Origin of the sequence: Pantoea rwandensis (assembly GCF_002095475.1) — a bacterium.
Lineage (GTDB): Bacteria > Pseudomonadota > Gammaproteobacteria > Enterobacterales > Enterobacteriaceae > Pantoea > Pantoea rwandensis.
This window is the reverse complement of record NZ_MLFR01000028.1, coordinates 20,774-44,164: the sequence shown is the minus strand read 5'-3', so window position 1 is coordinate 44,164 and position 23,391 is coordinate 20,774. Positions and strand designations below refer to the sequence as shown.

At 53.5% G+C, this 23,391-nt stretch carries 23 protein-coding genes; 3 read left to right on the top strand and 20 right to left on the bottom strand.

The window, feature by feature from the left end; genetic code table 11:
* Nucleotides 1–23 precede the first annotated feature (23 nt).
* Complete coding sequence (locus HA51_RS21250) at nucleotides 24–2,174, bottom strand: ornithine decarboxylase (protein WP_084936553.1); 2,151 nt, start codon at nucleotides 2,172–2,174, stop codon at nucleotides 24–26.
* A gap of 548 nt (nucleotides 2,175–2,722) precedes the next feature.
* Here HA51_RS21250 and acuI point away from each other — a divergent pair.
* A complete protein-coding gene (acuI, locus tag HA51_RS21245; protein WP_084936552.1) occupies nucleotides 2,723–3,706 on the top strand; it encodes an acrylyl-CoA reductase (NADPH) in 984 nt (327 codons plus the stop codon).
* A gap of 138 nt (nucleotides 3,707–3,844) precedes the next feature.
* Here acuI and HA51_RS21240 read toward each other — a convergent pair whose 3' ends face one another.
* The 5 genes from HA51_RS21240 to HA51_RS21220 are packed head-to-tail and all read right to left on the bottom strand — an operon-like array spanning nucleotide 3,845 to nucleotide 9,868.
* A complete protein-coding gene (locus HA51_RS21240) occupies nucleotides 3,845–4,624 on the bottom strand; it encodes a heme ABC transporter ATP-binding protein (protein ID WP_084936551.1) in 780 nt (259 codons plus the stop codon).
* Nucleotides 4,617–5,618 (bottom strand): FecCD family ABC transporter permease, encoded by a 1,002-nt coding sequence (locus tag HA51_RS21235; protein ID WP_084936550.1) that lies wholly within the window; start codon nucleotides 5,616–5,618, stop codon nucleotides 4,617–4,619. Before HA51_RS21235 ends, HA51_RS21240 begins: the two co-directional genes overlap by 8 nt.
* The gene (locus HA51_RS21230; RefSeq protein WP_084936549.1) at nucleotides 5,611–6,435 is read right to left on the bottom strand and encodes a heme/hemin ABC transporter substrate-binding protein; all 825 of its coding nucleotides are present in this window, start codon (nucleotides 6,433–6,435) and stop codon (nucleotides 5,611–5,613) included. The genes HA51_RS21235 and HA51_RS21230 overlap by 8 nt, the downstream gene beginning before the upstream one ends.
* Nucleotides 6,432–7,454: a hemin-degrading factor gene (locus HA51_RS21225; RefSeq protein ID WP_084936548.1), complete on the bottom strand. Its 1,023-nt coding sequence runs from the start codon at nucleotides 7,452–7,454 to the stop codon at nucleotides 6,432–6,434. The genes HA51_RS21230 and HA51_RS21225 overlap by 4 nt, the downstream gene beginning before the upstream one ends.
* 50 nt (nucleotides 7,455–7,504) lie before the next feature.
* Complete coding sequence (locus HA51_RS21220; protein WP_084936547.1) at nucleotides 7,505–9,868, bottom strand: TonB-dependent receptor domain-containing protein; 2,364 nt, start codon at nucleotides 9,866–9,868, stop codon at nucleotides 7,505–7,507.
* Nucleotides 9,869–10,098: 230 nt separating this feature from the next.
* On the opposite strand from HA51_RS21220, the gene HA51_RS21215 reads away from it, so the two are divergent.
* A complete protein-coding gene (locus HA51_RS21215) occupies nucleotides 10,099–10,389 on the top strand; it encodes an Rdx family protein (protein WP_084936546.1) in 291 nt (96 codons plus the stop codon).
* 69 nt (nucleotides 10,390–10,458) lie between these two features.
* On the opposite strand, the gene HA51_RS21210 is transcribed toward HA51_RS21215, so the two are convergent.
* From HA51_RS21210 to HA51_RS21150, 13 genes are all read right to left on the bottom strand, one after another.
* On the bottom strand, nucleotides 10,459–11,337 hold the full coding sequence (locus HA51_RS21210) for a LysR family transcriptional regulator (protein ID WP_084936545.1): 879 nt from the start codon (nucleotides 11,335–11,337) through the stop codon (nucleotides 10,459–10,461).
* Nucleotides 11,338–11,407: 70 nt separating this feature from the next.
* Nucleotides 11,408–12,130 carry a DUF554 domain-containing protein gene (locus HA51_RS21205; RefSeq protein WP_084936544.1) on the bottom strand — a complete coding sequence of 241 codons (723 nt, stop codon included), beginning with the start codon at nucleotides 12,128–12,130 and terminating at the stop codon, nucleotides 11,408–11,410.
* 10 nt (nucleotides 12,131–12,140) lie between these two features.
* Nucleotides 12,141–12,719, bottom strand: coding sequence for a UbiX family flavin prenyltransferase (locus HA51_RS21200; RefSeq protein ID WP_084936543.1), 579 nt, complete (start codon nucleotides 12,717–12,719; stop codon nucleotides 12,141–12,143).
* A gap of 11 nt (nucleotides 12,720–12,730) precedes the next feature.
* Nucleotides 12,731–14,212, bottom strand: a complete 1,482-nt coding sequence (locus HA51_RS21195; RefSeq protein WP_084936542.1) for a UbiD family decarboxylase — start codon at nucleotides 14,210–14,212, stop codon at nucleotides 12,731–12,733.
* A 207-nt stretch (nucleotides 14,213–14,419) separates the two neighbouring features.
* Entirely contained in the window at nucleotides 14,420–14,959 is a 540-nt protein-coding gene (locus HA51_RS21190; protein WP_084936541.1) for a PadR family transcriptional regulator, read from the bottom strand.
* Between the two features lie 90 nt (nucleotides 14,960–15,049).
* Nucleotides 15,050–15,832 (bottom strand): siderophore-interacting protein, encoded by a 783-nt coding sequence (locus HA51_RS21185; RefSeq protein ID WP_084936540.1) that lies wholly within the window; start codon nucleotides 15,830–15,832, stop codon nucleotides 15,050–15,052.
* Between the two features lie 17 nt (nucleotides 15,833–15,849).
* On the bottom strand, nucleotides 15,850–16,575 hold the full coding sequence (locus HA51_RS21180; RefSeq protein ID WP_084936539.1) for an SDR family NAD(P)-dependent oxidoreductase: 726 nt from the start codon (nucleotides 16,573–16,575) through the stop codon (nucleotides 15,850–15,852).
* Nucleotides 16,576–16,585: 10 nt separating this feature from the next.
* Nucleotides 16,586–17,029, bottom strand: coding sequence for a GlcG/HbpS family heme-binding protein (locus tag HA51_RS21175; RefSeq protein WP_084936538.1), 444 nt, complete (start codon nucleotides 17,027–17,029; stop codon nucleotides 16,586–16,588).
* A gap of 284 nt (nucleotides 17,030–17,313) precedes the next feature.
* The gene (locus tag HA51_RS21170) at nucleotides 17,314–17,457 is read right to left on the bottom strand and encodes a hypothetical protein (protein WP_245840245.1); all 144 of its coding nucleotides are present in this window, start codon (nucleotides 17,455–17,457) and stop codon (nucleotides 17,314–17,316) included.
* A gap of 249 nt (nucleotides 17,458–17,706) precedes the next feature.
* A complete protein-coding gene (locus HA51_RS21165) occupies nucleotides 17,707–18,573 on the bottom strand; it encodes a helix-turn-helix domain-containing protein (RefSeq protein WP_084936536.1) in 867 nt (288 codons plus the stop codon).
* A gap of 255 nt (nucleotides 18,574–18,828) precedes the next feature.
* On the bottom strand, nucleotides 18,829–18,993 hold the full coding sequence (locus HA51_RS21160) for a DUF2474 domain-containing protein (RefSeq protein ID WP_084936535.1): 165 nt from the start codon (nucleotides 18,991–18,993) through the stop codon (nucleotides 18,829–18,831).
* Nucleotide 18,994: 1 nt separating this feature from the next.
* The gene (cydB, locus tag HA51_RS21155) at nucleotides 18,995–19,999 is read right to left on the bottom strand and encodes a cytochrome d ubiquinol oxidase subunit II (protein WP_084936534.1); all 1,005 of its coding nucleotides are present in this window, start codon (nucleotides 19,997–19,999) and stop codon (nucleotides 18,995–18,997) included.
* 2 nt (nucleotides 20,000–20,001) lie between these two features.
* On the bottom strand, nucleotides 20,002–21,417 hold the full coding sequence (locus tag HA51_RS21150; protein ID WP_084936533.1) for a cytochrome ubiquinol oxidase subunit I: 1,416 nt from the start codon (nucleotides 21,415–21,417) through the stop codon (nucleotides 20,002–20,004).
* 559 nt (nucleotides 21,418–21,976) lie between these two features.
* On the opposite strand from HA51_RS21150, the gene yghX reads away from it, so the two are divergent.
* Nucleotides 21,977–22,867, top strand: a complete 891-nt coding sequence (gene yghX, locus HA51_RS21145) for a YghX family hydrolase (protein WP_084936532.1) — start codon at nucleotides 21,977–21,979, stop codon at nucleotides 22,865–22,867.
* A gap of 98 nt (nucleotides 22,868–22,965) precedes the next feature.
* Here the strand turns inward: yghX and HA51_RS21140 are convergent, their stop codons facing one another.
* A complete protein-coding gene (locus HA51_RS21140) occupies nucleotides 22,966–23,337 on the bottom strand; it encodes a winged helix-turn-helix transcriptional regulator (protein WP_084936531.1) in 372 nt (123 codons plus the stop codon).
* Nucleotides 23,338–23,391: the final 54 nt, after the last annotated feature.

The following is a 23,391-nucleotide window of genomic DNA, read 5'->3' as shown; positions in this document are numbered from 1 at the left end:
TGCGCCGCACACCTCTTACTGGATTAGCTGAGCATCATGTTGGCGACTAAATGCTTACGACCGCTTTCGTCTTCCTCGGTGTAAACACCCTGCAGCTCCGGTGAGAAGCCCGGCAACAAGTTGATGCCCTCTTCCAGCGCGAGGAAGTATTGCTGTACTGCACCACCCCACACTTCGCCAGGCACCACGCACAGCACCCCCGGTGGATACGGCAGCGCACCTTCGGCGGCAATACGCCCTTCTGCTTTGGCAATCGCTACCAGCTCAACTTCACCACGAATATAGGCCTGATGAGCATCCTGCGGATTGACCTCGACTTTCGGGAAGCAGTCGGCACGGAACATCGCTTTCTGCAGATCTTTCACGTCGTAACTGACGTAGAGATCGTGCATCTCCTGACACAGACGGCGCAGCGTATAGCCTTTATAACGTTCCATGTTTTTGCGATAGACGCTTGGCAGTACTTCAGCCAGCAGCGCATCCTCTTTCACATGGTGTTCAAACTGCTCCAGCATCGCCACCAGATGCGCCATCTTCTCCGGGTTCTCCGCTGGCGTCAGCAGGAACAGAATGGAGTTAAGATCGCACTTCTCCGGCACGATACCGTTCTCGCGCAGGTAGTTAGCTAAAATGGTCGCTGGAATACCGAAGCTGGTGTATTCACCGCTCGCGGCATCAATGCCCGGCGTGGTCAGCAGCAGCTTGCAGGGATCGACCAGATACTGCTCGCTGGCGTACCCCTCAAAGCCGTGCCATTTTTCACCCGGCGCAAGACTGAAGTAGGCTGGATCAGCGGCAATGGCTTCGGTTTCTGCCGACTGCCATAGTTTGCCGTGCACTCTCTCTGGCAAGAATGGCTGAATCATCTCACAGCGTTCCAGAATCGCTTTACGCGCATCAATGCCAATGGTGACGCATTCGTGCCACATGCTGCGTCCGGCTTCGCCTTTGTGCATGCGCGCATTGATATCCAACGCGGCAAACAGCGGATAGAACGGGCTGGTTGAGGCGTGCAGCATAAAGGCATTGTTGAGACGCTTATGCGGGCAAAAGCGCTTCTGACCCCGGATGTGGTTGTCTTTCTTGTGAATCTGCGAGGTCTGCGAGAAGCCCGCCAGCTGTTTGTGCACCGACTGGGTGACGAAAATGCCGGGATCGTTCTCGTTCAGCTCCAGTGTCAGCGGCGAGCAGCCCTCCATCAGCGGGATAAACTGCTCATAGCCCAACCACGCAGAGTCAAACAGGATGTAATCACAAAGATGACCGATGCGATCCACCACCTGACGCGCGTTGTAAACGGTGCCGTCGTAGGTGCCGAGCTGGATAATCGCCAGGCGGAACGGGCGCTGATCTTTGGCGCGGTGCGGTGCGACTTTTTGCACTTGCTCGCGCAGATAAGCCTCGTCAAAGCAGTGCGCATCAATCCCACCGATAAAGCCGAACGGGTTACGTGCTGCTTCCAGATATACCGGCGTCGCACCTGCCTGAATCAAAGCACCGTGATGGTTGGATTTGTGGTTGTTACGGTCGAACAACACCAGATCGCCGCGTGTCAGCATGGCGTTGGTCACCACTTTGTTGGCGCTGGAGGTGCCGTTCAGTACGAAATAGGTTTTATCGGCGTTAAATACTTTCGCCGCGTACTTCTGTGCATCTTTCGCTGAACCTTCGTGGATCAGCAGGTCGCCCAACTTGACGTCGGCATTACACATATCGGAACGAAATACGTTCTCGCCATAGAACTCATAGAACTGACGTCCCGCTGGATGTTTGCGGAAAAACGCCCCGCCCTGATGGCCCGGACAGGCAAAGGTGCTGTTCTGCATATCGACATAGCGCGTCAGCGTATCGAAAAACGGCGGCAGCAGGTCGGATTCATAGGCCAGAGCGGCCTCTTCCAGCGCTTCCCACTCTTCCGGTGCGCCGTTGATTTCACCGGTCACACCCGGCAATTTCAGCACTTCTTCATCGAACGCATTGGCGACAAACACCGGCAGATTGAAGCCAGTCTGGCGCAACAGCGTTAACACGCCGCTGCGTGTATCCGCCAGTGAGACGACAACAGCCGCCACATCGGTAAAATCAGTATTGTCCAGCGTCACCACATCACGCGTGGTGTTCAGGCTCAGGCTTGGCGCTACAGCTACGCTGGCAGCGATTTTCAATGGGTTCATAGCACAAATCCCCGTAATGAAGGATGAGTGGGTGCCAATGGCACAGCAATGAGGAAATTTCCCCGGCGAATAACGTCAATTCGAGCGGTGCAACCGCCATAACCGATAGACATCAGTAAAGTCAGATCGTGTCTGTCTTTAGTCATGTCCAACAGCAGTCAGGTTAAACTGGCCTCACCGCATGGTGAGCGAGAAATGCGAACAACAGATGACGGAGAGACGCTTATCGTAAAGCGAGCGGGAACAAGTGCAAGAGCGCATTGTACCGACCATGGCGGCGTCCTCAGTGTTTAGGAGATGAGTCATTAACTGGGGCGCAATGATGGCATCTTTTTTTGCTGGAACAACCCACTGCACCGAGTTTGACACGCATAAAACTCAATTAATAAACATATGATTAATAAGTATTTATCAAATGCAGCCGTTATAAAAACGCTTAAATATCCTTGTGTTATGAGAATTTATGCAAGGTATGACTCAAGCGATGTTGCCCCCTGTTCTCAGGAGAGTAATATGACCCGCACTTTCCTCAATCAGCCGGAGGCTGCATGTTCAAGGCATTGCTCATTGAAAATGATGAACAGGGTTACCGCACATCCCTGCAGGATCTGTCAGAGAAACAGTTGCCCGATCAGGATGTCACTCTCGAAGTCAGCTACTCCACGCTTAATTACAAAGACGCTTTAGCCATCTGCAATAAAGGCCCGATTGTGCGCCAGTTCCCGATGGTTCCCGGTATCGATTTCGTCGGCCGCGTGATCAGCAGCCGCCATCCCGAATGGCAGCAGGACGATGTCGCCCTGCTCACCGGTTGGGGCGTGGGCGAAAAGCACTGGGGCGGATTAGCGCAAAAAGCGAGTGTGTCAGGCGACTGGCTGGTCAAGGTTCCTGCGGCGCTTAGCCCATTACAGACCATGGCGATCGGCACTGCCGGTTTCACCGCCATGCTGTGCGTGCTGGCGCTGGAAAAACAGGGTATAACGCCGCAGCACGGTCCGGTGCTGGTCACGGGTGCCAGCGGCGGCGTCGGCAGTTTCAGCGTCAGCTTGCTGTCACGTTTGGGTTATGAGGTGGTCGCGTCCAGCGGTCGCGCCAGCGATAGTGATTACCTGCTCAATACCCTGGGCGCATCATCGGTTATTGACCGTGCCGAACTCAGCGCCCCCGGCAAACCTTTGGCGAAAGAGCGTTGGGCAGCGGCCATCGATAGCGTCGGCAGTCATACGCTGGCCAACGTGCTGGCAGGCATTAAACGTGATGGCGTGGTAGCCGCCTGTGGCATGGCACAAGGTCTGGACCTGCCAACCAGCGTGGCTCCCTTTATTCTGCGCGGCGTGATATTGGCCGGAGTGGATAGCGTGATGTGCGCTAAGCCGTTACGTGAAAAGGCGTGGCAGCGTCTGGCCGAATTAGTGGATAGCGCGCTGCTGGAGCAACTCACCAAGGTGATACCGCTCAGTGAAGTGCGTGAAGGTGCAGAGGCATTGCTGGCAGGGAATGTACGCGGACGATTAATTGTGGATTGCCGCTAACGTTTTGGGCGCCATAAATGGCGCCCCTACGAGGTCCGGTAAGGCTTTGGATAATTGTTTTGGGCGCCATAAATGGCGCCCCTACGAGGTCCATTACGGTTTCGTAGGGTGCGCATTTATGCGCACCAGGCAATACTGTTACGCACGCAGTTGAATCTGCGGCCTGCCCTGCTCTTGCGGCATAACAACGTGCAGCTCAGCCTGATACCAGTGCGTCAGCGTGCTCTCCGTCATCACCTCTTGCGGTGAACCCTGAGCCACCAACTTGCCTTGGTGCAGGAGCAGAATGCGATCGGACCACAGCGACGCCAGATTGAGGTCGTGCAGCACGGTGCAGACGCTAAAGCGACCGTTGCGCGTCAGTTTATGCAGCAATCGCAAACTGTACTGCTGCCAATAAAGATCGAGTGCCGAAGTCGGCTCATCGAGAAACAGCCAGCCGCGTGGACCATCGTCATGCCACAGTTGTGCTAATACACGTGCCAACTGCACGCGCTGCTGTTCCCCGCCAGAAAGCGAACGGTAATCGCGTTTCGCCAACTCCAGACTGCCGGTGATGTGCATCACCTCTTCAATCACCGCTTTGGATTTGCTGGCAGGCCAAGGCGCACGGCCCATCGCCACCACTTCTTCGGCAGGCAGCGGGAAGGTCACGCTATTTTGCTGGCGCATCACCGCGCGACGTTGTGCCAGTGGCTCACGCGGCCAATCATTCAGTGGGCGATCGCCAAGCCAGCATTCACCGGCTTCTGGCGTCAGGAATCCGGTTAACAAGCGCAGCAAGGTCGATTTACCCGCGCCGTTGGGCCCGATTAGAGAGATCATCTCGCCAGGCTGTAAGGTGATAGAAACATCATCAATCAGCGCACGCGTGCCATGACTAAAGCGCAGGCCGCGAGCCTGCATTGAATCACTCATTTATCCCCCTTTGCTGGCGCAGGATCAGCCAGAGAAACCATGGACCACCGAGTAAGCTGGTTAATAATCCCACCGGCATCTCCGCCGGGATCACCACCGTGCGTGCCAGCGTATCCGCCAGCAGCAGCAGAATGGCCCCCGCCAGCGCCGAGCCCGGCAACATCCAACGATGATCGCTGCCGACACAGAATCGCATCACATGCGGCACCACCAGACCCACAAAGCCAATGATGCCGCTCACTGACACCGCCGTGCCCACCAGCAGCGCACTCAGTACTAACAATTCGCGCTGGGTACGTTTCACATCAATGCCCATGTAGTGCGCATCTTCTTCACCGAGTTGCAGCAGGTTAAGACGACGCGCGCGGGTCTGGATGACAATCAGCGTGGGAAGGATCAGTACAGCACACACCGCCAGACTCGGCCATTGTGCCGCGCTCAAACTGCCCATGCCCCACAACGCCAGCTGACGCAGTTGCTGATCGCTGCTGAGCCAGGAGAGTACGCCGACAGCCGCACCGCACAAGGCGTTGATGGCAATGCCGATCAACAGCAAGCGCGATAAATTCCCCAATGCCAGACGACTGAAACTGAAGATCAACAGCGTGACGATCAGGCTGCCGATAAACGCCGCAATCGACGGTAACCAGAGTGCCAGCAGCGGTGGCAAGCTCATCGGGATAATGATCGAGAGCGCCACCGCCAGCCCCGCACCGCTGCTAATCCCCAGCAAACCCGGATCGGCGAGCGGATTGCGAAACAACCCCTGCATCACCGCACCGGAGACCGCCAACGCCATACCCAGCAGCACCGCCAACAATACGCGTGGCAGACGGATATTGAGCCAGATCTGCCACGCCATATCACTGAGCGGTGCATGGAACAACGTACGCATCGAGAGCGGCATAGCACCGAAATTGGCAGCCATCAGCATGCAAATCACCATGCTGATGGCCATCACGAACAGCCAGCGCATCAGTGGCACATTAGTCATGTTTTACCGCTTCAGCGGCTTTACGCAGCTTAACGATGGTTTCCGGCGTATCGAGGCCAAAGCCCAGCATCGCCATCTCATCCACCACCAGCAAGGCGTGGTGCTGACCCGCAGGCGTCAGTGCCAGTCCCGGCAGCGACCATATTTTATCTTCACCGCCCAAGGTACGTAGACCATCTTGACCCACCACCACCAGATCCGGTGCGGCGGCAACCACACCTTCCTGCGAGAGCTGCTGATAGTGAGGAATTGCGGCCATGGCATTCACCAGACCGGCACTGCGAATCGCAGCATCTGCACCGGTTTGCGTGCCTGCCGCCTGCGTACTCATGCCCCCGTGCGCCATAATAAACAGCACTTTTACCGGCAACGGCTGCTGTGGAATCTGCGCACGCTGCTTGTTCACTTTCTCGATCAGCGCCTTGGCTTCATTGTCACGATGCAGCGCTTTACCGATGGTAGCGATTTTTTCTGGGATGGCGTCGAGGCTGGTTTTTCCGGTGACATCGACCACTTTCACACCAGCGCTTTCCACCTGTTGCAGCACCAGTGAAGGTTTAGCCAGCTCGCTGGTCAGGACCAACGTAGGTTTCAGTGCCAGAATGCCTTCCGCATTGAGCTGGCGCATATAGCCGATGTTTGGCAGCTTGTTGGCCTGCGCCGGTTGCTGGCTGGTGCTGTCGCGTGCCACCAAATCCGCCTGCGCATCCAGCGCGTAAACAATCTGCGTGACGTCACCGCCGATGGAGATCACGCGTTCAGCGGCAAACGCCGGCAGTGCCAGCGCGCCCAGCAGGAGTAGCGTCATACGTTTCATGCTGTGGCTCCTAAGGCAGTGACCTGCTCACGCCAGCGTGCCTGCTCTGGCGTACCTTCGCTGCGCTGACCGTACAACTGGGCGATTTGGGTGCCGTCGGCGGCAAACAGTTCCAGGCTCGTCACGAAGCCATCACCACTTGGTTTGCGCGTGACCCAACTCTCGGCGATATGGTCCGCCATCAGATGCAGCGTAAAGGTAGGGTTGAAGATGTTGACCCAGTTCTCCATCGGCATCAATTTCTCCACCGCACCGGTGAAGATCTGCGTGCAACCGCGGTTGCCGATAAAGATCATGATTTCGTTGCCATCTTGCTGCGCCTGATCCAGCAATTTCGCCAGCGAATCGTTACTGACCTGGCGTGCCAAATCGTCTGGTACGGCGCGGAACGCCTGCTGACGCGAAATATTGTGGCGTTTCAGCAAGCCAAAGAACTGATGCACATCGGTGATGGCGCGCCATTCAGCTTCGACTTTTTCCGCCTCTACCGTCGGGTTGTATTCCGGTACGGCCGCTGGCTGCGGCTCCAGTGCGGCGGCGGCATCAACGCTGAATTCGGCAACCAAGGCATCCCAAGCCGCCATGTCAGTGTTGTCGGTGGTGTAGATTTTCAGTACAGCGTCAGCGTGGCGATCAAAGATCTGGATGCTTTGACGCTCACCGCGTGCGGTTTGCTCACGCAGGAAGAAGGCGCTGTGCCATTGCGCCGGGAACAGGCGCTGATCGAGCGCGCGCGGGTTAAGAATCAAACCCGCATGTTCGCCCAGATGCAGGTTTTCATATTTGCCGACCTGCTCATGCACGGCATATTCGTTGCGGGTAATGCTTTTGGTTTCGCCTACCGCTGCCAAGGCTTGCAGCAGAGCGGGAAAATCGGCCTTCAGCGGTTGTGCATCCTGGCCCACACGCGCTTCACACAGCTGTGCTTCGCCGATGCCCATCAGTGCCGCCAGATCGCGGGCATATTTTTTTGGATGTTCGCCTTTCAGTGCCAGGTAGTGGTCGTAACGTGCGTTCATTGCGCTTGCTCCATGAAAAGGCCCTGCGCGAACGCAGGGCGAAAAAGTGATTAGAAGTCGACGTTCACACCGAGCTGGAAGGTGCGGCCTGGCATCACAGCCAGATTGATGTCGTTGCGATTCTGAGCATTGGTGCTGGTCAGCGTACGGCTGCTGGCGTAATCCCAATATTTACGGTCAGTGATGTTATAGATGCCGCCGCTTAACTTGACGTTCTTGGTCGCCTGCCAGTAAGCCGTTGCATCCACCATGCCATAACCCGGTACACGCATATAATCTGTAGTGGAATCAGTTAATGCAGTGCCGGAGTTGGTATAGCTTTCACGGTTGGTTGCCGTGGCTTTCTTACCTTTGACGAAGGTCGCCGTCAGCGCTGCACCGTAGCCGCGTTGGACATCATCCCACGCCAGACCCACAATCGCTTTCAGTGGTGCGACGCTATCAAGATCAATGTACTTGTCGCCGGAGTAGCTGGACTTAGACTTACCTTCGTTATAGCCCAGCGCAAAGGTGCTGCTCAGGCCATCTACTTCAGGGAACCAAGTGCCATAGTTCACTCTGGTGGAAATCTCAGCACCATAAATGTAGGCCTTGTCGCGGTTTTCAGCTTGGTAGCTGGTGTAGATATTACTCGGCACATTGACGAACATCGCTGGGCTGGTAGCACGGCTGTAACGCGTGTAAGCGATGAAGTTTTTGTACTGGTTATAGAACACAGAGGTGTTAATCGTAACGCCTTCGGTGGCTTCGCCTTTCAGGCCCCACTCAAAGTTGTTGCTGGTTTCGGTCTTGAGATCGGTGTTACCAATCAATGCATACTGCTGGCTACCCGCATAGCTTGAACCCAGATTCCATGAGCCATACAGTTGGCTGGTGGTTGGGAACTCTACACCGCGCTTGTATTGCAGATAGGTGGTGAGAGCCGGGGTCAGATCGTACTGGAAGGTCAGTGATGGCAGAACCTGCGTATCGGAGTTAGTTTTGCCATATAACGCTTCAACCTGCTCCGGGGTTAATACCGCACTTCCATTGGTCAGATCGCCCAGGTTCTTCGGCTTGGTGTTTTGATACATCACACGCACGCCCGGAATGATGGCGAAGTTGTGGCTGTCCAAATCGAAGTTAATTTTATCCTGAATATATCCCGCCACCGCGTAAGAACGGCTGTCAGACTGCGGCTGGGTGATGACGCTGAACGTGCTTGGCGCTGGAGCCTGGCGGAATGGGCGCTCAGAGTCATCCAGACGTGCGTTGAAACCGGCGCTCAGCTCATGACGACCCAGCGTTTTCGTACCGCGAGTGTCGAAGCCGTAAGTATCCACGTTGAAATCGGAATAGACATAACCATATTGGCTGGCGCTGGTCGGCAAGTAAGTGTTGTCATGCGCCTGGGTCTGCTGCCAATAAACTCGCGTCGTCAGGGTATCTATGAATTGGTTGTAAGGCGTCCACTCATCCGCCAGGTTAATGCCCCAGCGGCGCGTGTCACTCTGCTGCTGTGCGGTGCCCCAAACGGTGTTACCGCTGGTATCCCAGGTGTCGTAGTGACTGTGGTTGGTTTTGTGGTAGTAGTCGAAGGTCGCACTCAGCTTATGCTGATCGTTGGGCTGCCAAATACCCGAGGTCATAAAGGCATCGGAATGCCAGTTTGACGGATAGGCATCAATGACGCCGCTGTTATTTTCAGTTTCCTGACCATCACGGCGGCTGTAAACGAACAAGCCACGCAGCTCATCATCGCCCGCCGCCGCTGTGATGCCGTTGTGCCAACTGCGATTTGAAGAGTCGTAGCCGCTCTCATAACCGAAGTAAGTATTCTTTTCGCTGCTGAGATAGTCGTCTGCGGTCTTGTTGTGGAACGAGACGTTACCACCAATCGAGGTGTTGGGTTGATCGACCGCTGTCGCTCCCTTCTCGATATCCACGCTACCGAACATATAGGGATCGATGTAATCACGGCCAATACCAAAGGTGTTATTACCGGTACGGCTCACATACGGACGCCCTGTGGCATCAGGGATCGGAATCCCATCAATATCCATGCCCACGCGGTTGCTTTCTAAGCCACGGATGTTGTAACCAGTATAACCAGCACGGTCGAAACCACTTTTACCTGAGGATGATCCACCGCTCGAACCGGTAGCACTGATCAAAGGTTCATAACGCATGATCGAACCAAAATCATTCGCGCCACGTCTCTTCAATTCACTGGCTGTGATGGTGGTTTTGTTGCCCGCCTGCTGCTTAGGTGCGGTAACGGTCAAAGAGGGTTCGCTGTAAGTAGATTTCTCTGAGGAAACAGCAAGTGTCGTGTCATCGCTCGCGGCATAGCTGCAAGCGGCATGAATAGCGGAAGACAAAATGGCAACTTTGAAAAGGCGTTGCTGGGTCATTCCCTGAAAGAGTGAAGACATGCGCGAAATACCTGGTTAATTGTTAGTATTCGCTCACTGAATTGCTGCCAAAAAAACGCGTAAGGCGTTAATAAACCGTAAAAAGTGTGGACTTATTTTATGTAATAAATAATTTCGTCAGAAATGTAATGCAATTGGTAATCATTATCAATAATCTTTACACTAAGATGTATCTTAGACAGCACATTTTGTTAACTTGTTTATAATCAACAATTAAGAAGAGGCGCGCGATGTCGCAAAAACCGGCTGTGACCATTTACTACTGCACCCAGTGCAACTGGCTGCTGCGTTCTGCCTGGATGGCGCAAGAATTACTGCATACCTTTGGCGAAGATTTAAGCGCAGTGACACTGAAACCCGGCACCGGTGGCGTGTTTGAAATCAGTATTGATGGCGAGGTGATTTGGGAGCGCAAACAGGAAGGAGGATTCCCGGATGCGGCGGCACTGAAGCAGCGCGTGCGCGATTTCTGTTGGCCAGACCGTGAGTTGGGCCATGTGGATAAAAAGAAAACCCCTTAATGACAGTTCGTTGTCTCAAGCCATTACTGGGCGCGGCCTTCGGGCTGCCCATTGTGGTTGCCCCTAAATCTAACCACCAGCTTCATGCTGTAGCGGCCATAACAGGCGATCCTGTGCCGTACTCAGTGTGACGATCGCCGGATGATAGATAGCAAAAGACTCCGCCAGTGGACACACCATATATTTGCCTTGCTGGCTGGGGACAAACTCTGAACGCGGTAAAAATGCCGCCCCCTCAAAGCCCTGCTCCATCATCTCCAGCACCAGCCGAGGCTCGGAAACCTTGATACTGATATTCACCTGACTCAAAGTGCTGAACAATTTATTCCGCAGTAATTCGTAAGTGCCTTCTCCGCCAATGCGATGCAGGAGAATCAGTGGGATGCTATTGAGATCGGCGAAGTTCAGTGTTTTTCCAGCCAACATCGCACTGTAATGTGCGGAGACCACGGTAATGGTATCAATCGGCTCCAGTTCACGCACAAACCACGGCTGGCGATCCTGAGGTACCTGCATCAAGGCAATATCCAGGCTGTGATCGGTCAGCATCGCTTCCAGATGGCTGGAATCGGATACCACAACGTTGATATCCCAGTCGGGGCGATTTTGGTAGTAATCCATCAAAATGGGGGTGAAATAGCGCAGGTAAAGGTAGGAGATACCAATAGTGACACGTCGCTGTTTGCGGGTGGCAATGGTGACGGTCTGACGTTTCAGACTATTCACCTGGCTAAGAATATCGCAGGCGCGACGATAGAGAAAACTGCCCGCTTCCGTCAGCACCATGGCGCGCGGCGTGCGCGTAAAAAGCGGAGAACCGATCTCTTCTTCCAATTCCTGCAGGCGTTTTCCCAACGGCGGTTGTGCGATGTTCAATAGCTTCGCGGCTTTACTGATTGAGCCCTGTTCCGCTATTGTGCAAAAATAATGCAATCGTTTCAGATCCATAATCCCTCCGCGCCCTGTTAGCGCTTACTTTACCATGGTCAAAATCGATCCAACCGCGCTGAGCGCAAGCTTAGTGGATATACAAGCTCCACAAGTGGCTGACCGGCATCACTAACACCAGCGCCGGTAACATATTTGCCACCGGGAAGGATTTAATCCCGGCGATACGAAACCCCGCCGCCAGCATCACAAACCCACCCGCAGCCGTAAAATCACTCATCATTGGCGCCGTAGTATGCGGCATGATCAGCACTGCGGCTGAAGCCAGCACCAGTTGCACGATCAGCTGTGGAATGGCAATCACCGCCACCGCATAACCTAACAATGTGGCAAAAATCGCCGCAGTGAAGACATCCATGATCGACTTCACCAGCAAGATGTTGGCATCGTGGGTCATGCCTTCGGTCATGGCACCGATGATGCCAGTACCGCTGGCGCAAAACAGCACCATGATCGCCACATACTTTTCAGTGAACGCCTCACCACTCAACCCGCCTTCAGCCGGCTGGCTTTGAAAACGGTTCACCAGCCCTTTCGCCAGGTTCCCCAGACGACCAATCATCTTCTCCAGATAAACCAGTTCTCCAAGGGCAGCACCGAGGATCAGCGCCAGAATCACCGCGGGTAAACTGTGGATCTTGCCGATCAGAACAATGCCGAGGCCCATCGACGACAGGCCAAATGTCATTGGCAACGCGACGCGCAGCCTTTCTGGCACTTTGGTGCCGAGAAAAGCGCCCACCAGCCCGCCAATCAGCACGGCACTGCCGTTGACAAAGGGTCCCACTACCATAATTTACTCCTTACTTATCGTTGTTTTTTTCACCCCAGCGTTTGAGGTTGCCCACGTCGAGATCGAACAGGTCGAGAGCACGCGACACGCTGTGATGTACCATCTCATCCACCGACTGCGGCTGCTGATAAAAGGCGGGAACCGGAGGGTAGATAATGCCGCCCATTTCCGTCACCGCCTGCATATTGCGGATGTGCACCAGATTGAGCGGCGTTTCACGCACCATCAACACCAGTCGACGCCGCTCCTTTAGGATCACATCGGCTGCACGCGTCAGCAGATTGCTGGTCAGCCCATGGGCAATCGATGCCAGCGAATTCATTGAGCAGGGCGCGACCAACATGCCGAGGGTCTTGAACGAACCACTGGAGATTGAGGCACCGAGATTACTGACGCTGTGCACCTCATCGGCCAAATCCGTCACCTCCTGTCGTTGCCACTGGGTTTCCATCGAGCGCGTCACTTCTGCCCCTTTGGTCACCACCAGATGTACCTCAACATCCTGATCGCGCAGCAGTTGCAGCGCCTTCATACCGAACTGAAATCCTGACGCGCCGCTAATGCCGACGATAATGCGCCTTCTGCTCACTGCAACCTCACTTACTCAAAATCGGGAAGAAAACGTTTCACATCTACTTTCTTGAACTTGGAGCGTTCAAAATGGTGTTTCAGATGGAAAGGCACTGTGCAGTCGAAGACGGTTTTGGTGGTCATACCCGGCTGCAGAATACTTGGGCTGTATTCCGGCATCTGTGACGGGTCGAGTGGATGGCAGCGTACGCCTGTAATGGTCAGGGTATCGATATCCCCTTGATAACGCGTTTGCATCGCCCACAGGACATCATCGGTATCGAAAATATCGACATCCTCATCAACCACAATGACGTTTTTCAATTCTGGGAATGCGGCAAAAGCAATAATGGCGGCCTGGCGTTGACGCCCCTCGTCCACTGCGGCTGCTTTTCTAAATTGAATCACCGCCAGTAATTTACCGCCGCCAGAAGTATGCGCATTGACGTTGAGCACACGTCCTGGCATCGCACGGTGCAGCATATCGAGGATACTGGCTTCGGTTGGAATACCCGCCATGCTCACATGCTCACCGCTTGGGCCTAATGTGGTTTGCAGAATCGGGTTGATGCGGTGGGTCACCGCTTTGATTTTTACAACGGGCAGTTCTGCCTTCGCTTCACCGGTGTAGCCGGGGAATTCCGGCATCGCCTTTCCGGTGTTGGTGTTCTGGTCTTCACGCTGACGCACATTCGGCAGTAACTCACCTTCAATCACGATTTCAGCATGCGCAATCGCCTGTTCATTAATGGTGAGGCATTGCGACATTTCCACCGCTTTACCACGCAAAGCCCCGGCAATACTTAACTCGTTAAAGCCCAATGGTGTTGTCGGTGGCTCAAAACAGGCGGCAATGTAGATGGCGGGATCAACACCGATACTGATGGAGATCGGCAGTGGCTTACCGGCTTGTTCTGCCTTCTCACGGAAAGCATCAATGTGACGTCCTGGCGTCAGCCACATGGTCAGTTCATCACGGCTCTGAATACAAAGGCGGTGGATAGTGACATCAGACTCGCCAGTTTCAGGATCAGAGGCGTAGCACAGTCCCATGGTGAAGTAAGGACCGGCGTCCTCTTCGGTGTTGGTGGGGGCAGGCAATAAGGTACGCAGATCAAAGCGGGGATCTTCGGCATAATGTACCACCTCCTGGCAGGCGGGTTTCCCCTGCGCTAACACCGGATCAATGGCATTTTTTACCGAGTCGCGTAGCAAGAAACCAAGTTTCTCTGGCTCACAGTCCAATAGATGCCCCACGCGTTCACGCGTTGCCATCAGCCCCGTCACCACGCGCACATCCGGAAAACCTTTGACGTTATTGAACATCATCGCCGGGCCTTTGCGTGTCGGGCGCTCGCAAGTCCCCCCTGCGCCGACATAGCGATATACACCTGAGAGTTCTGCGTGAGGATCAACTTCAGTATCAGTGCTGACATACTCGCCTTTGAGGCTGGTCAGCAATGCAATCGCCGAGCGCAGATCGTGCACGGCTGGCTTTATATTTTCAGACATACTTCTCTCCATAAACGCGTTAACTGCGATGGAGTGAAAGTAGCGCTAAATAAAATAGAGAAAAACTACCGTTTATATTCATCCGCCAAACCTTTTTGGTATAGCGGTAATAAAATATGTCGAGTTGTTTTAATTTTATGAATGAATGAACAAAAATTTAACAAAGAAGGGAATAAAAAAAGCGCGATAAATCGCGCTCTTAACTCGTTAGCTTTTAGCGATTTTTTCTGTCGCTTCATTCAAGGCGTTAACCACCACCGCCAGAGATTCAGGGGAGATATTCTCTTGTGCTAAACGATGATTCAACGTATGCCGAATATGGTGAATCGCCTGTTCGACTTCTGGAATGCTACGATTATTGACTAAAATTGCTAGAGAGGTTAACCGCTCAATAATAATTGAAATATTGTCGCTGTTTTCCGCTAATAATTCACGACCACTGTCATTAAGCGCATACGCCTTACGTGATGCATGTGCATCCACGACTCGAATCGCGTCCATCTCTTCTAACAGTGTGAGGTTGGGATAGATAATGCCTGGACTGGGGGAGTACTCGCCCTTGGACAGCTCTTCAACCGACTTAATCAACTCATAACCATGCGCAGATCCGTTCGCCAAAAAGTGCAACATCAACAGGCGAATATCACTGGCATCCAGCATCCTTTCCCGGCGCTTTTTTCGTGCGCCTGCACACATTGTCCGCTGTGCATTATCGGACTGCCATGGAAAATCCCGCTGCTGTTTCATTGCCTTCCCTGAGGTCAATTAAGGGGGGTTGATAGTAGTCTGCCGCTTGGCAAAATTCAACACAGGCGGCAGCGGGGACAGTGAAGTCAGTTATTTCTGATGCCAGTAGGCAACGGCGCGCACAAAGTCAGTATCAGCACCACGACGTTGGGTAAAGTAATCACTCAGCAGTTTGACCGCCTCACCTTCACCGGTCAGCCAGATAAAATATTCTTCGACAGGCAGTGAAATCTTATCCAGCTGCGCAATCAGCGGACCCAGGTTATCGGCCTGCATCGTACCGCTACCCAGCCATGTCACCTGGACATTGGGTAAATCACCCAGGTAATCACGTCCGGTGTTTTCATCAGCATACGCCAGCAGATGGATCTGCTGGGCTTGCATCTCCGCATAACGACGCTTGAAAGCAGGCAACCCGGTTTCATCACACACGTAAATCTGGCAAGCATAATCAACCGGCACGACGCACGAGCCACGCGGGCCGCCCATCGCGATTTGGTCACCCGGCTTGGCATCATTGGCCCAACTGCTGGCGACGCCGCCATCATGGATATAGAAGTCGAGCGTCAGTGAATCGGTGCCGTTGAACGCCAGCGGGGAGTAATCACGTGCGGCTGGGCGTACGCCGCCCGGCCAGACGATCCCTTCTTCAGTCATCTGTGGCAAAGCCAAGGCACTGCCAGCCTGCTCCGGGAAAAACACTTTGATGTGATCGTCAAATGACGGTGAATTAAACCCAGCCAGATCGCTGCCAGTAAATTCGATACGCCAGAAAACGCCAGCGATTAAGGTTTTATTCGCCACGGTGATGTGACGAAAACGCAGTTCATTGCGTACACGCTTCGGCGCGCGTTCGTTAGTGGTAGTTCGCAAGTGTCATCTCCTGTGGATCAGCCCAGCATAATGCCGCCGTCCACTGCAATTTGTTGTCCAGTGATAAAGTCGTTTTGCATAAGAAAGAGGTAGGCGCTGGCGAGCTCATCAATCTCTGCAGTGCGTTTCAGCGGGATAATCTCAGCGAAGTGCTGGCGCGTTTGATCTACCTGCTCTTCAGCTTGATGTCGCCAGAATGGCGTGACGGTCCAGGTCGGTGCGACGCAGTTTACCCGCGCTTTCGGTGCCAGTTCCGCTGCCAAACCTTGTGCTAGCGAAACGATGCCCTGATTGCCGACATAGCTGGCACAGGCATTCTGCGCTCGGCCACCTGTGCCCGCCGTATAGGTTATCGATCCCCCTACACGGATCTTCTCTGCCGCCAGTTTGCCAATTAATACATTCGTCAGAAATTTGGAGTGGATGACCTTCTCAATCAGCGACATGTCAGCATTGAGAAAACCGCCCCCCATGGCATCACCCACCATCGAAACCAGGTGGTCGAAGGGTTGGATCTGCTCAAAGGCTTCACGCAATGCAACGTGGTCGTGCGCATCTACCACCACGCGCGACACGTTCGTGCCCTGCTCCAGTAGCAGAGACTGCGCCTGTTGCAGTCGCTCTTCATTACGCCCCACCAGCGTAAGGTCGGCGCCAAGCGCTGCCGCTTGTTGCGCCACCTCCAGTCCAATGCCGGAGCTGCCGCCAAATACCACCAGATGCTTATTCTGCAAACTTGCCATTTTTGTGTCCTTACAATACCGCCAGCGCTTCAGCGGCCAATTCCGCAACCTGTGAGTCGTTGGCACCATGCGCCCCGCTCACGCCGACCGCTCCCACGACTTCGCCGTTCAGCCAGAGTGGAATACCGCCTTCCAGTGGCGTCACGCCGGGCGTGGCAAGAAAACTGGGGCTGCCTGCATTAATAAAGGTCTCAAACTCCTTCGATGGCGCGCGCAGCAATGCCGCAGTACGCGCCTTACCCAATGCAACGGTGGGACTGATGCCGATGGCCTTGTCGCTGCGATCCAGACTCACGACTTCGCCCGCACGATCCACCACTGCCACGCTGATATGCCAGCCAAACTCAGCGGCAGCCTCGAATGCGGCATTGATCACCACACGCGCTGCTGCCAATGAAATGGAGTGATAAGAGTTTGCCAGCGCACTGCCGGCCAATGCTGATTGTTTATCCATAATTTTGCCCCGTACCGGACGTCAGAAGCCCGCGCATGAATCAAACGTTATCGAAAATCATTCTCATCTGACCTGCGTAGAATAGTTATGATATATCTTAAGCGCAATGCCGAAAAATGCTATTGGGAGAAGTGGATGGAGATCAGTCTGAGCACGCGCGACGAAGCGGCACAATGTATTGCGCACAAGTTAGTAACGTCATTGCTTTAGAGAAGCGCGATCAATCGCGCCGCAACAAAGTGTGCGGCGTGGGAGCGAAGTATGGTGTTTAAAGCGGGTAGAAATCAGGCTTGATGGTTGGCGCAGTTAACGAAACTGTTGTCATCCTGAGAGTGTTGCGGCAGTGGATTATCACCGACAATTTCGTGCTGCTGGCAATGTTGCTGATGTGGATGCAGCCCGCCTGGCGGTGTGAATGGCTCAGCCATCTGTGCACTTGCCAGCGAGGAAAACGCTACAAGCGCTGTCGATAGGAACAACGGTAGAAGTCGCATAATTTTTTCTTTTCACTTTTACGGCCCGGAATGGACCAGGAATGCAGGTGATTATCCAGCCTGATGTGAGGCGGCTGGTGTTTTACGCGGCCAATCAGGTTTCGATGAAGGATTTTACGCCAGTTACGGTGAATATTTTATAAAATCGTGCGGTTAGTCACAGTTAACCGCACGAATTATGCATTAGCAGGTTGAGACCGGAATATAAAAAGTACCCTGTAGCAGATCCGGGGTGCTGTATTTCAGGTCCAGTTTGAGCAGGTCTTTGCCTGGACGGCGCGCCACGCCCAAGGCGGGCAGATGGTTATAATAAATCTCAGCCGTGAAGGCGTTGATCTCTTCCGGCGTACCATGCCAGTCAATCTCCGCATAGAGACCGCTTTCACCGGTCCAGTTCTGCACGTTGCGCGGCAGAACATCGGCATACTGGCTTTCCAGTGCCTGGAACAAGCTAATGTGCTGCTGATCGGCAGAGTTGACGCCCGGACTGAACTGGAATCCCAGCCAACCGCGGCTAACATGCTTACCCGCAAAGGCGATAAAATCGCGCGTATGCTGCGCCACAACGTCGTTATGGTGATCGATATATTCACCAAAGCGGCATTCCCACTCAATAACTTCACCGCATAATTGCAGCTCGGGCTTCTCCGCTAGACGCGCATTGACCCAAGAGCGCTGCGTGGAGATGCGGCTGTGGAAATCCTTCATCAGCATTTCCGGGATGCGGCGATAGGCACCCGGCGTCATGGAAAAGTGACTTTTGAACACCCGAGTGAAATTCTGCTGATTATCGAAGCCAAAGCGCACCGCAATATCGATGAGCGGCATACTGGTCAAACGGAGCGCCATCGCGGACATGGTCAACCGACGTTTGCGCGTATAAGACGCCAGTGTCTGGCCGGTCATCTCTTTGAACATGCGTTGCATGTGCCACTTGGAGTAACCAGATTTCAGGGTAATCAGATCGATATTAAGCTCGTCGGTCAGATTCGCCTCTATCCAGTCCACCAGATCGTTGATGTACTGTTTCTTAAGATTCAGGCTGAGCATGATTTTTTAATCGAGTGATGAATGTGAAGGTAATGAATTTGCGCGATTAGTCACATAAATATAACAAAAACGTATTACTAACGTAAGGAAGAGTAAAGGCAGCGAGGCGGGAAAAGCATTAATTGCTTAGGTTACTAACGTTTTCAGGTCAATTTTCACGCTGCGATAATGTGAATAAGGTCGCTAATACCCGCGACCTTCACGCGAATTTTGTAACGGGGCGCACACTGTTGCGAAACGTGTTACTCCGCACACTCAGTGCGTATGCATGCCTGCCGCGTTCATCATCATACGAAACAGTGATGCCACTCCAGCGAGTGCCAGCACACTTGCGCCATAGATGATCACCAGCCACATTACCCGCTTCCACCATGGTGCGGGCGTTACCGTGTCTTTCATCTTGCTGACTTCGATTGGCATATCAATGGTACCCCTCGTCGGCTTTGATTTTTCCGCGGAACACGTAGTAACTCCAGAAGGTGTAACCCAGAATTACCGGGATAATCAGTAAACCGCCCACCAACATAAACGCCTGACTGCTGGCCGGAGACGCGGCCTGCCAGATGGTGATTGACGGCGGTATGATATTCGGCCAGATGCTGATGCCCAGACCGGAGAAGCCGAGGAAAATCAGCGCCAGCGTCAGAAGGAACGGTGAGTAATGTGCTTCACGTTTGATGGCACGCACAATCCCCCACGAACACAGCAGCACCAACAGCGGAACCGGCATGAACCAGAACAGGTTAGGACGCGAGAACCAGCGCTGGGCAATATCTGCGTGCGTGATGGGTGTCCAGATACTGATCATCCCTACCACCAGCAGCAGAGTCAGCGTTAGCGGCGTGGCCAAGGCCGACATCTTACGGTGCAGGTCATGTTCCGTTTTCATAATCAGCCAGGTACAGCCCAGTAATGCATAGGCGATCACCAACCCCACACCACAGAACAGCGGGAACGGTGCCAGCCAGCTCATGGATGATCCGACGTACTCGCGACCTGAAACCGGGAAACCATTGAGAATGGCACCCACCGCGACGCCTTGGCTAAAGGTGGCCAGCAGCGATCCTGCAATAAACGATTTATCCCAAAATGGACGATGCTCTTCGGTTGCCTTGAAGCGAAACTCAAAGGCGACGCCTCGGAAAATCAGGCCAATCAACATCGCCGTCAATGGAATAGACAATGCATCCAGCAGCACCGAATAGGCCAGCGGGAATGCGCCATATAGCGCTGCCCCCCCCAGCACCAGCCAGGTTTCATTACCGTCCCACACCGGTGCAACGGTGTTCACCATCATGTCGCGCTCAATCGGATCTTTGTTGAACGGCAGCAGCAGACCAATACCAAGATCAAAGCCATCCATCACGATGTACATCAGGGTGCCAAACACGATGATGGCAAACCAGATAATAGAAAAGTCGACCATAATCAGTGCTCCCCGCGCTTATGGGTATTGGCCGCCGACAGCGGACGTGCCGGGGTGTGATGTTCGCCCGGGCCACCGTGCGCCACTTCCTTCCCTTCCCCCGTCACCGGGCCTTCTTTGATAAGACGCATCATGTAGTGATAACCGACGCCGAACACCGAGCAGTAAACCAGGATGAACGCCAGCAGGCTGATACTCATATGCAGACTGCCATGCGAGGAAACCGCATCAATCGTCCGCTGCACGCCATAGACCACCCAAGGTTGACGTCCCATTTCAGTGGTAATCCAGCCTGCAAGAATCGCAATCAGTCCAGATGGCCCCATCAACAGGCAGAACCACAGGAAGGGTCGCGACTGATACAAACGTTTCTTCACGCGTAGCCACAGACTGATCACGCCCATACCGATCATTAACAGGCCAAGCGCCACCATCACGCGGAACGACCAGAAAATCACGGTGGAGTTTGGACGATCTTCTTTCGGGAAGGTCTTCAGGGCTGGGATCTGTTTTTTCAAACTGTGCGTCAGAATCAGGCTGCCGAGGTAAGGAATCTCCAGCGCATATTTGGTGCGCTCCTGCTCCATATCCGGCACGCCGAAAAGGATCAACGGCGTGGGTTCACCCGGTTTGTTTTCCCAGTGCCCTTCAATTGCCGCAATTTTGGCTGGCTGATATTCCAGGGTGTTCAGGCCGTGCGCATCCCCGAGAAATGCCTGAATGGGGGAGACAATTAAGGCCATCCACAGTGCCATGGAGAACATCTTACGCACCGCAGGATTGTCATTCCCCCGCAGCAAATGCCAGGCGGCAGAGGCACCCACAAAGAAAGCGCTGGCGAGGAAGGCAGCGGTGGACATATGCAGTAGGCGGAACGGGAATGACGGGTTGAAGATAATTTTAAACCAGTCCTGCGGGACCACCACGCCATTCTCGATGAGGTAACCCTGCGGAGTGTGCATCCAGCTGTTGGAAGCCAGAATCCAGAAGGTTGAGAAGATGGTGCCAAGTGCCACCATGCAGGTGGCGAAGAAGTGCAGACCAGGGCCTACGCGGTTCCAGCCAAACAGCATCACTCCGAGGAAACCGGCTTCGAGGAAGAAGGCAGTCAACACTTCATAAGTGAGCAGCGGCCCGGTAATACTGCCGGCAAACTGTGAGAAACCGCTCCAGTTGGTACCAAACTGGTAGGCCATCACCAGCCCGGAAACCACGCCCATGCCGAAATTGACAGCAAAGGCTTTGGACCAGAAGTGATAGAGATCGCGATAGGTCTCGTTACGGGTTTTTAGCCACATCCCCTCGAGCACCGCCAGGAAACTGGCGAGACCGATGGTAATCGCTGGGAAGATAATATGGAAAGACACAGTGAAGGCGAACTGTATCCTTGCCAGATGAAAGGCATCTAATCCAAACATTGCTTTCCTCATTGCCACGAATTGCATCGAATTTTTACTTATAATTAACAAACAGATGGTCGCAATAACGTTCGCGAACCCGAATGAAATGTCGCATTAATGTAAAAGGAAGCGCTGTGAACGAAAATAAACAGTGGGAGTCATTTAAACTATAACAGTGCTTGATGTGGATCATTTTCCGATGCACAAACAACCTGTTTAAAATAAAAGACTTAAGGTTAAACGCCTTCATTCATTGTGACAATAATGTTATTAATAGTAGCGGTTACTGACTGAATTACCAGATAACACCATTGATTAATTATCGCTAAATACACAGCGCAATCGGGATATTTAGCGCCTCTCTAAACCCACAAAAAAATCGTAATTCCCCCATCATGGAACTCACTGTTAAATAAAAGATAAGCCATTTAAAAAGAAAGAATGTATTGTCGAAGCAAGAAAATAACCCTCTAACACCTCTGCGCGTTAACGGTTTGCGGCATAGGGTTTGCAAGCATTAACAGACTGTGCTTTTTTAAAGCGGCAAAGCAAACGGTTAATCAGCGAAGGAGAGGTTATGACCCGTCTTACCGCACAAGATTTTCCCCAAGAACTGCTTGAGTTATACGACTACTATGCGCACGGCAAGATCAGCAAACGTGAGTTCATTACGCTGGCCGCCAAGTTCACCATTGCCGGGATGACCGGCGCCACCTTATTGACAGCCATGAGCCCCAACTATGCGCTCGCCCAGCAAGTTGAGTTCACTGACCCCACCATCAAACCCGAATATATTCACTATCCCTCTCCTCAGGGACATGGTGAAGTGCGTGGCTATCTGGTGCGCCCGGCAAATGCCATTGGCAAAGTGGGGGCCGTGGTGGTGGTACATGAGAATCGCGGGTTGAATCCTTATATTGAAGATGTGGCACGCCGCGTGGCAAAAGCGGGCTATATCGCGCTGGCACCTGATGGCCTGAGTTCACTGGGCGGGTATCCGGGGAACGATGAAGAGGGCAAGGCCATGCAGGCCAAAGTCGATCCGGCAAAATTGATGAACGACTTTTTCGCCGCAGTCGATTTTCTGATGCATCACGAAGATGGCACCGGCAAAGTCGGCATCACCGGGTTCTGTTACGGCGGTGGTGTGGCAAACGCCGCAGCGGTGGCATTCCCTGAGTTGGCATGTGCGGTGCCCTTTTATGGTCGTCAGCCTAAAGCGGAAGATGTACCGCGCATTAACGCCCCGCTACTGCTGCACTACGCCGCGTTAGATAAAGGCATCAACGAAGGCTGGCCCGCCTATGAAGAGGCGCTGAAGGCCAATCATAAAACCTATGAAGCTTATATCTATCCTGGCGTGAATCATGGGTTCCACAACGATTCGACGCCACGTTACGACAAAGCGGCAGCCGAACTGGCATGGAGTCGGACATTGGGGTGGTTTGAGAAGTATCTGCACGCTTAATGGTGCGGTAAATGCACACCCTACAGCAACCATGCGCTCTCGTCGTAGGGTTGCCCTTCATCTGACCGGAAACGCTTAGCGGGCAAGCATGGTGAGCGTTACGCCTCTGTGTTTTCCTTCACAATACGATGCACATTGCTTTCCAGCCAGTCGGCCAGGCCAATCACATGGCCTTCCACTTCGTGACCTAGCGGCGTCAGGCGATATTCCACATGCGGTGGCACCACTTCATAGGCAATACGTTCGATAAAGCCATCGTCTTCCATATAGCGCAACGTTTGCGCCAGCATGCGTTCACTGACACCACCAATTTTGCGGCGTAGCGCGCTAAAACGCAGCGTTTCTTCGCGCAGCGCTAATAATACCAGTACGCTCCAGCGGCTGGTGATGCGCTTGAGCACATCACGCGAAGGGCAATTCACATTGAGCAGCTCGCCACGGATAAATTTATTACTCAATTTTTCAGACATTTATGCTGCCCTCTTCAAACTAACAAATCTGTAAGTACTTACTAAAAGTTAGTT

Bases quoted from the DNA above. Each gene is read 5' to 3' on its own strand.
- HA51_RS21220 (WP_084936547.1), bottom strand. From the start codon at position 9,868: ATGTCTTCACTCTTTCAGGGAATGACCCAGCAACGCCTTTTCAAAGTT.
- HA51_RS21190 (WP_084936541.1), bottom strand. From the start codon at position 14,959: ATGAAACAGCAGCGGGATTTTCCATGGCAGTCCGATAATGCACAGCGG.
- HA51_RS21195 (WP_084936542.1), bottom strand. From the start codon at position 14,212: ATGTCTGAAAATATAAAGCCAGCCGTGCACGATCTGCGCTCGGCGATT.
- HA51_RS21150 (WP_084936533.1), bottom strand. From the start codon at position 21,417: ATGTTTGGATTAGATGCCTTTCATCTGGCAAGGATACAGTTCGCCTTC.
- HA51_RS21235 (WP_084936550.1), bottom strand. From the start codon at position 5,618: ATGACTAATGTGCCACTGATGCGCTGGCTGTTCGTGATGGCCATCAGC.
- HA51_RS21215 (WP_084936546.1), top strand. From the start codon at position 10,099: ATGTCGCAAAAACCGGCTGTGACCATTTACTACTGCACCCAGTGCAAC.
- acuI (WP_084936552.1), top strand. From the start codon at position 2,723: ATGTTCAAGGCATTGCTCATTGAAAATGATGAACAGGGTTACCGCACA.
- HA51_RS21175 (WP_084936538.1), bottom strand. From the start codon at position 17,029: ATGGATAAACAATCAGCATTGGCCGGCAGTGCGCTGGCAAACTCTTAT.
- cydB (WP_084936534.1), bottom strand. From the start codon at position 19,999: ATGGTCGACTTTTCTATTATCTGGTTTGCCATCATCGTGTTTGGCACC.
- HA51_RS21240 (WP_084936551.1), bottom strand. From the start codon at position 4,624: ATGAGTGATTCAATGCAGGCTCGCGGCCTGCGCTTTAGTCATGGCACG.
- HA51_RS21140 (WP_084936531.1), bottom strand. From the start codon at position 23,337: ATGTCTGAAAAATTGAGTAATAAATTTATCCGTGGCGAGCTGCTCAAT.
- HA51_RS21180 (WP_084936539.1), bottom strand. From the start codon at position 16,575: ATGGCAAGTTTGCAGAATAAGCATCTGGTGGTATTTGGCGGCAGCTCC.
- HA51_RS21230 (WP_084936549.1), bottom strand. From the start codon at position 6,435: ATGAAACGTATGACGCTACTCCTGCTGGGCGCGCTGGCACTGCCGGCG.
- HA51_RS21170 (WP_245840245.1), bottom strand. From the start codon at position 17,457: ATGGCTGAGCCATTCACACCGCCAGGCGGGCTGCATCCACATCAGCAA.
- HA51_RS21225 (WP_084936548.1), bottom strand. From the start codon at position 7,454: ATGAACGCACGTTACGACCACTACCTGGCACTGAAAGGCGAACATCCA.
- HA51_RS21210 (WP_084936545.1), bottom strand. From the start codon at position 11,337: ATGGATCTGAAACGATTGCATTATTTTTGCACAATAGCGGAACAGGGC.
- yghX (WP_084936532.1), top strand. From the start codon at position 21,977: ATGACCCGTCTTACCGCACAAGATTTTCCCCAAGAACTGCTTGAGTTA.
- HA51_RS21250 (WP_084936553.1), bottom strand. From the start codon at position 2,174: ATGAACCCATTGAAAATCGCTGCCAGCGTAGCTGTAGCGCCAAGCCTG.
- HA51_RS21205 (WP_084936544.1), bottom strand. From the start codon at position 12,130: ATGGTAGTGGGACCCTTTGTCAACGGCAGTGCCGTGCTGATTGGCGGG.
- HA51_RS21160 (WP_084936535.1), bottom strand. From the start codon at position 18,993: ATGCCAATCGAAGTCAGCAAGATGAAAGACACGGTAACGCCCGCACCA.
- HA51_RS21165 (WP_084936536.1), bottom strand. From the start codon at position 18,573: ATGCTCAGCCTGAATCTTAAGAAACAGTACATCAACGATCTGGTGGAC.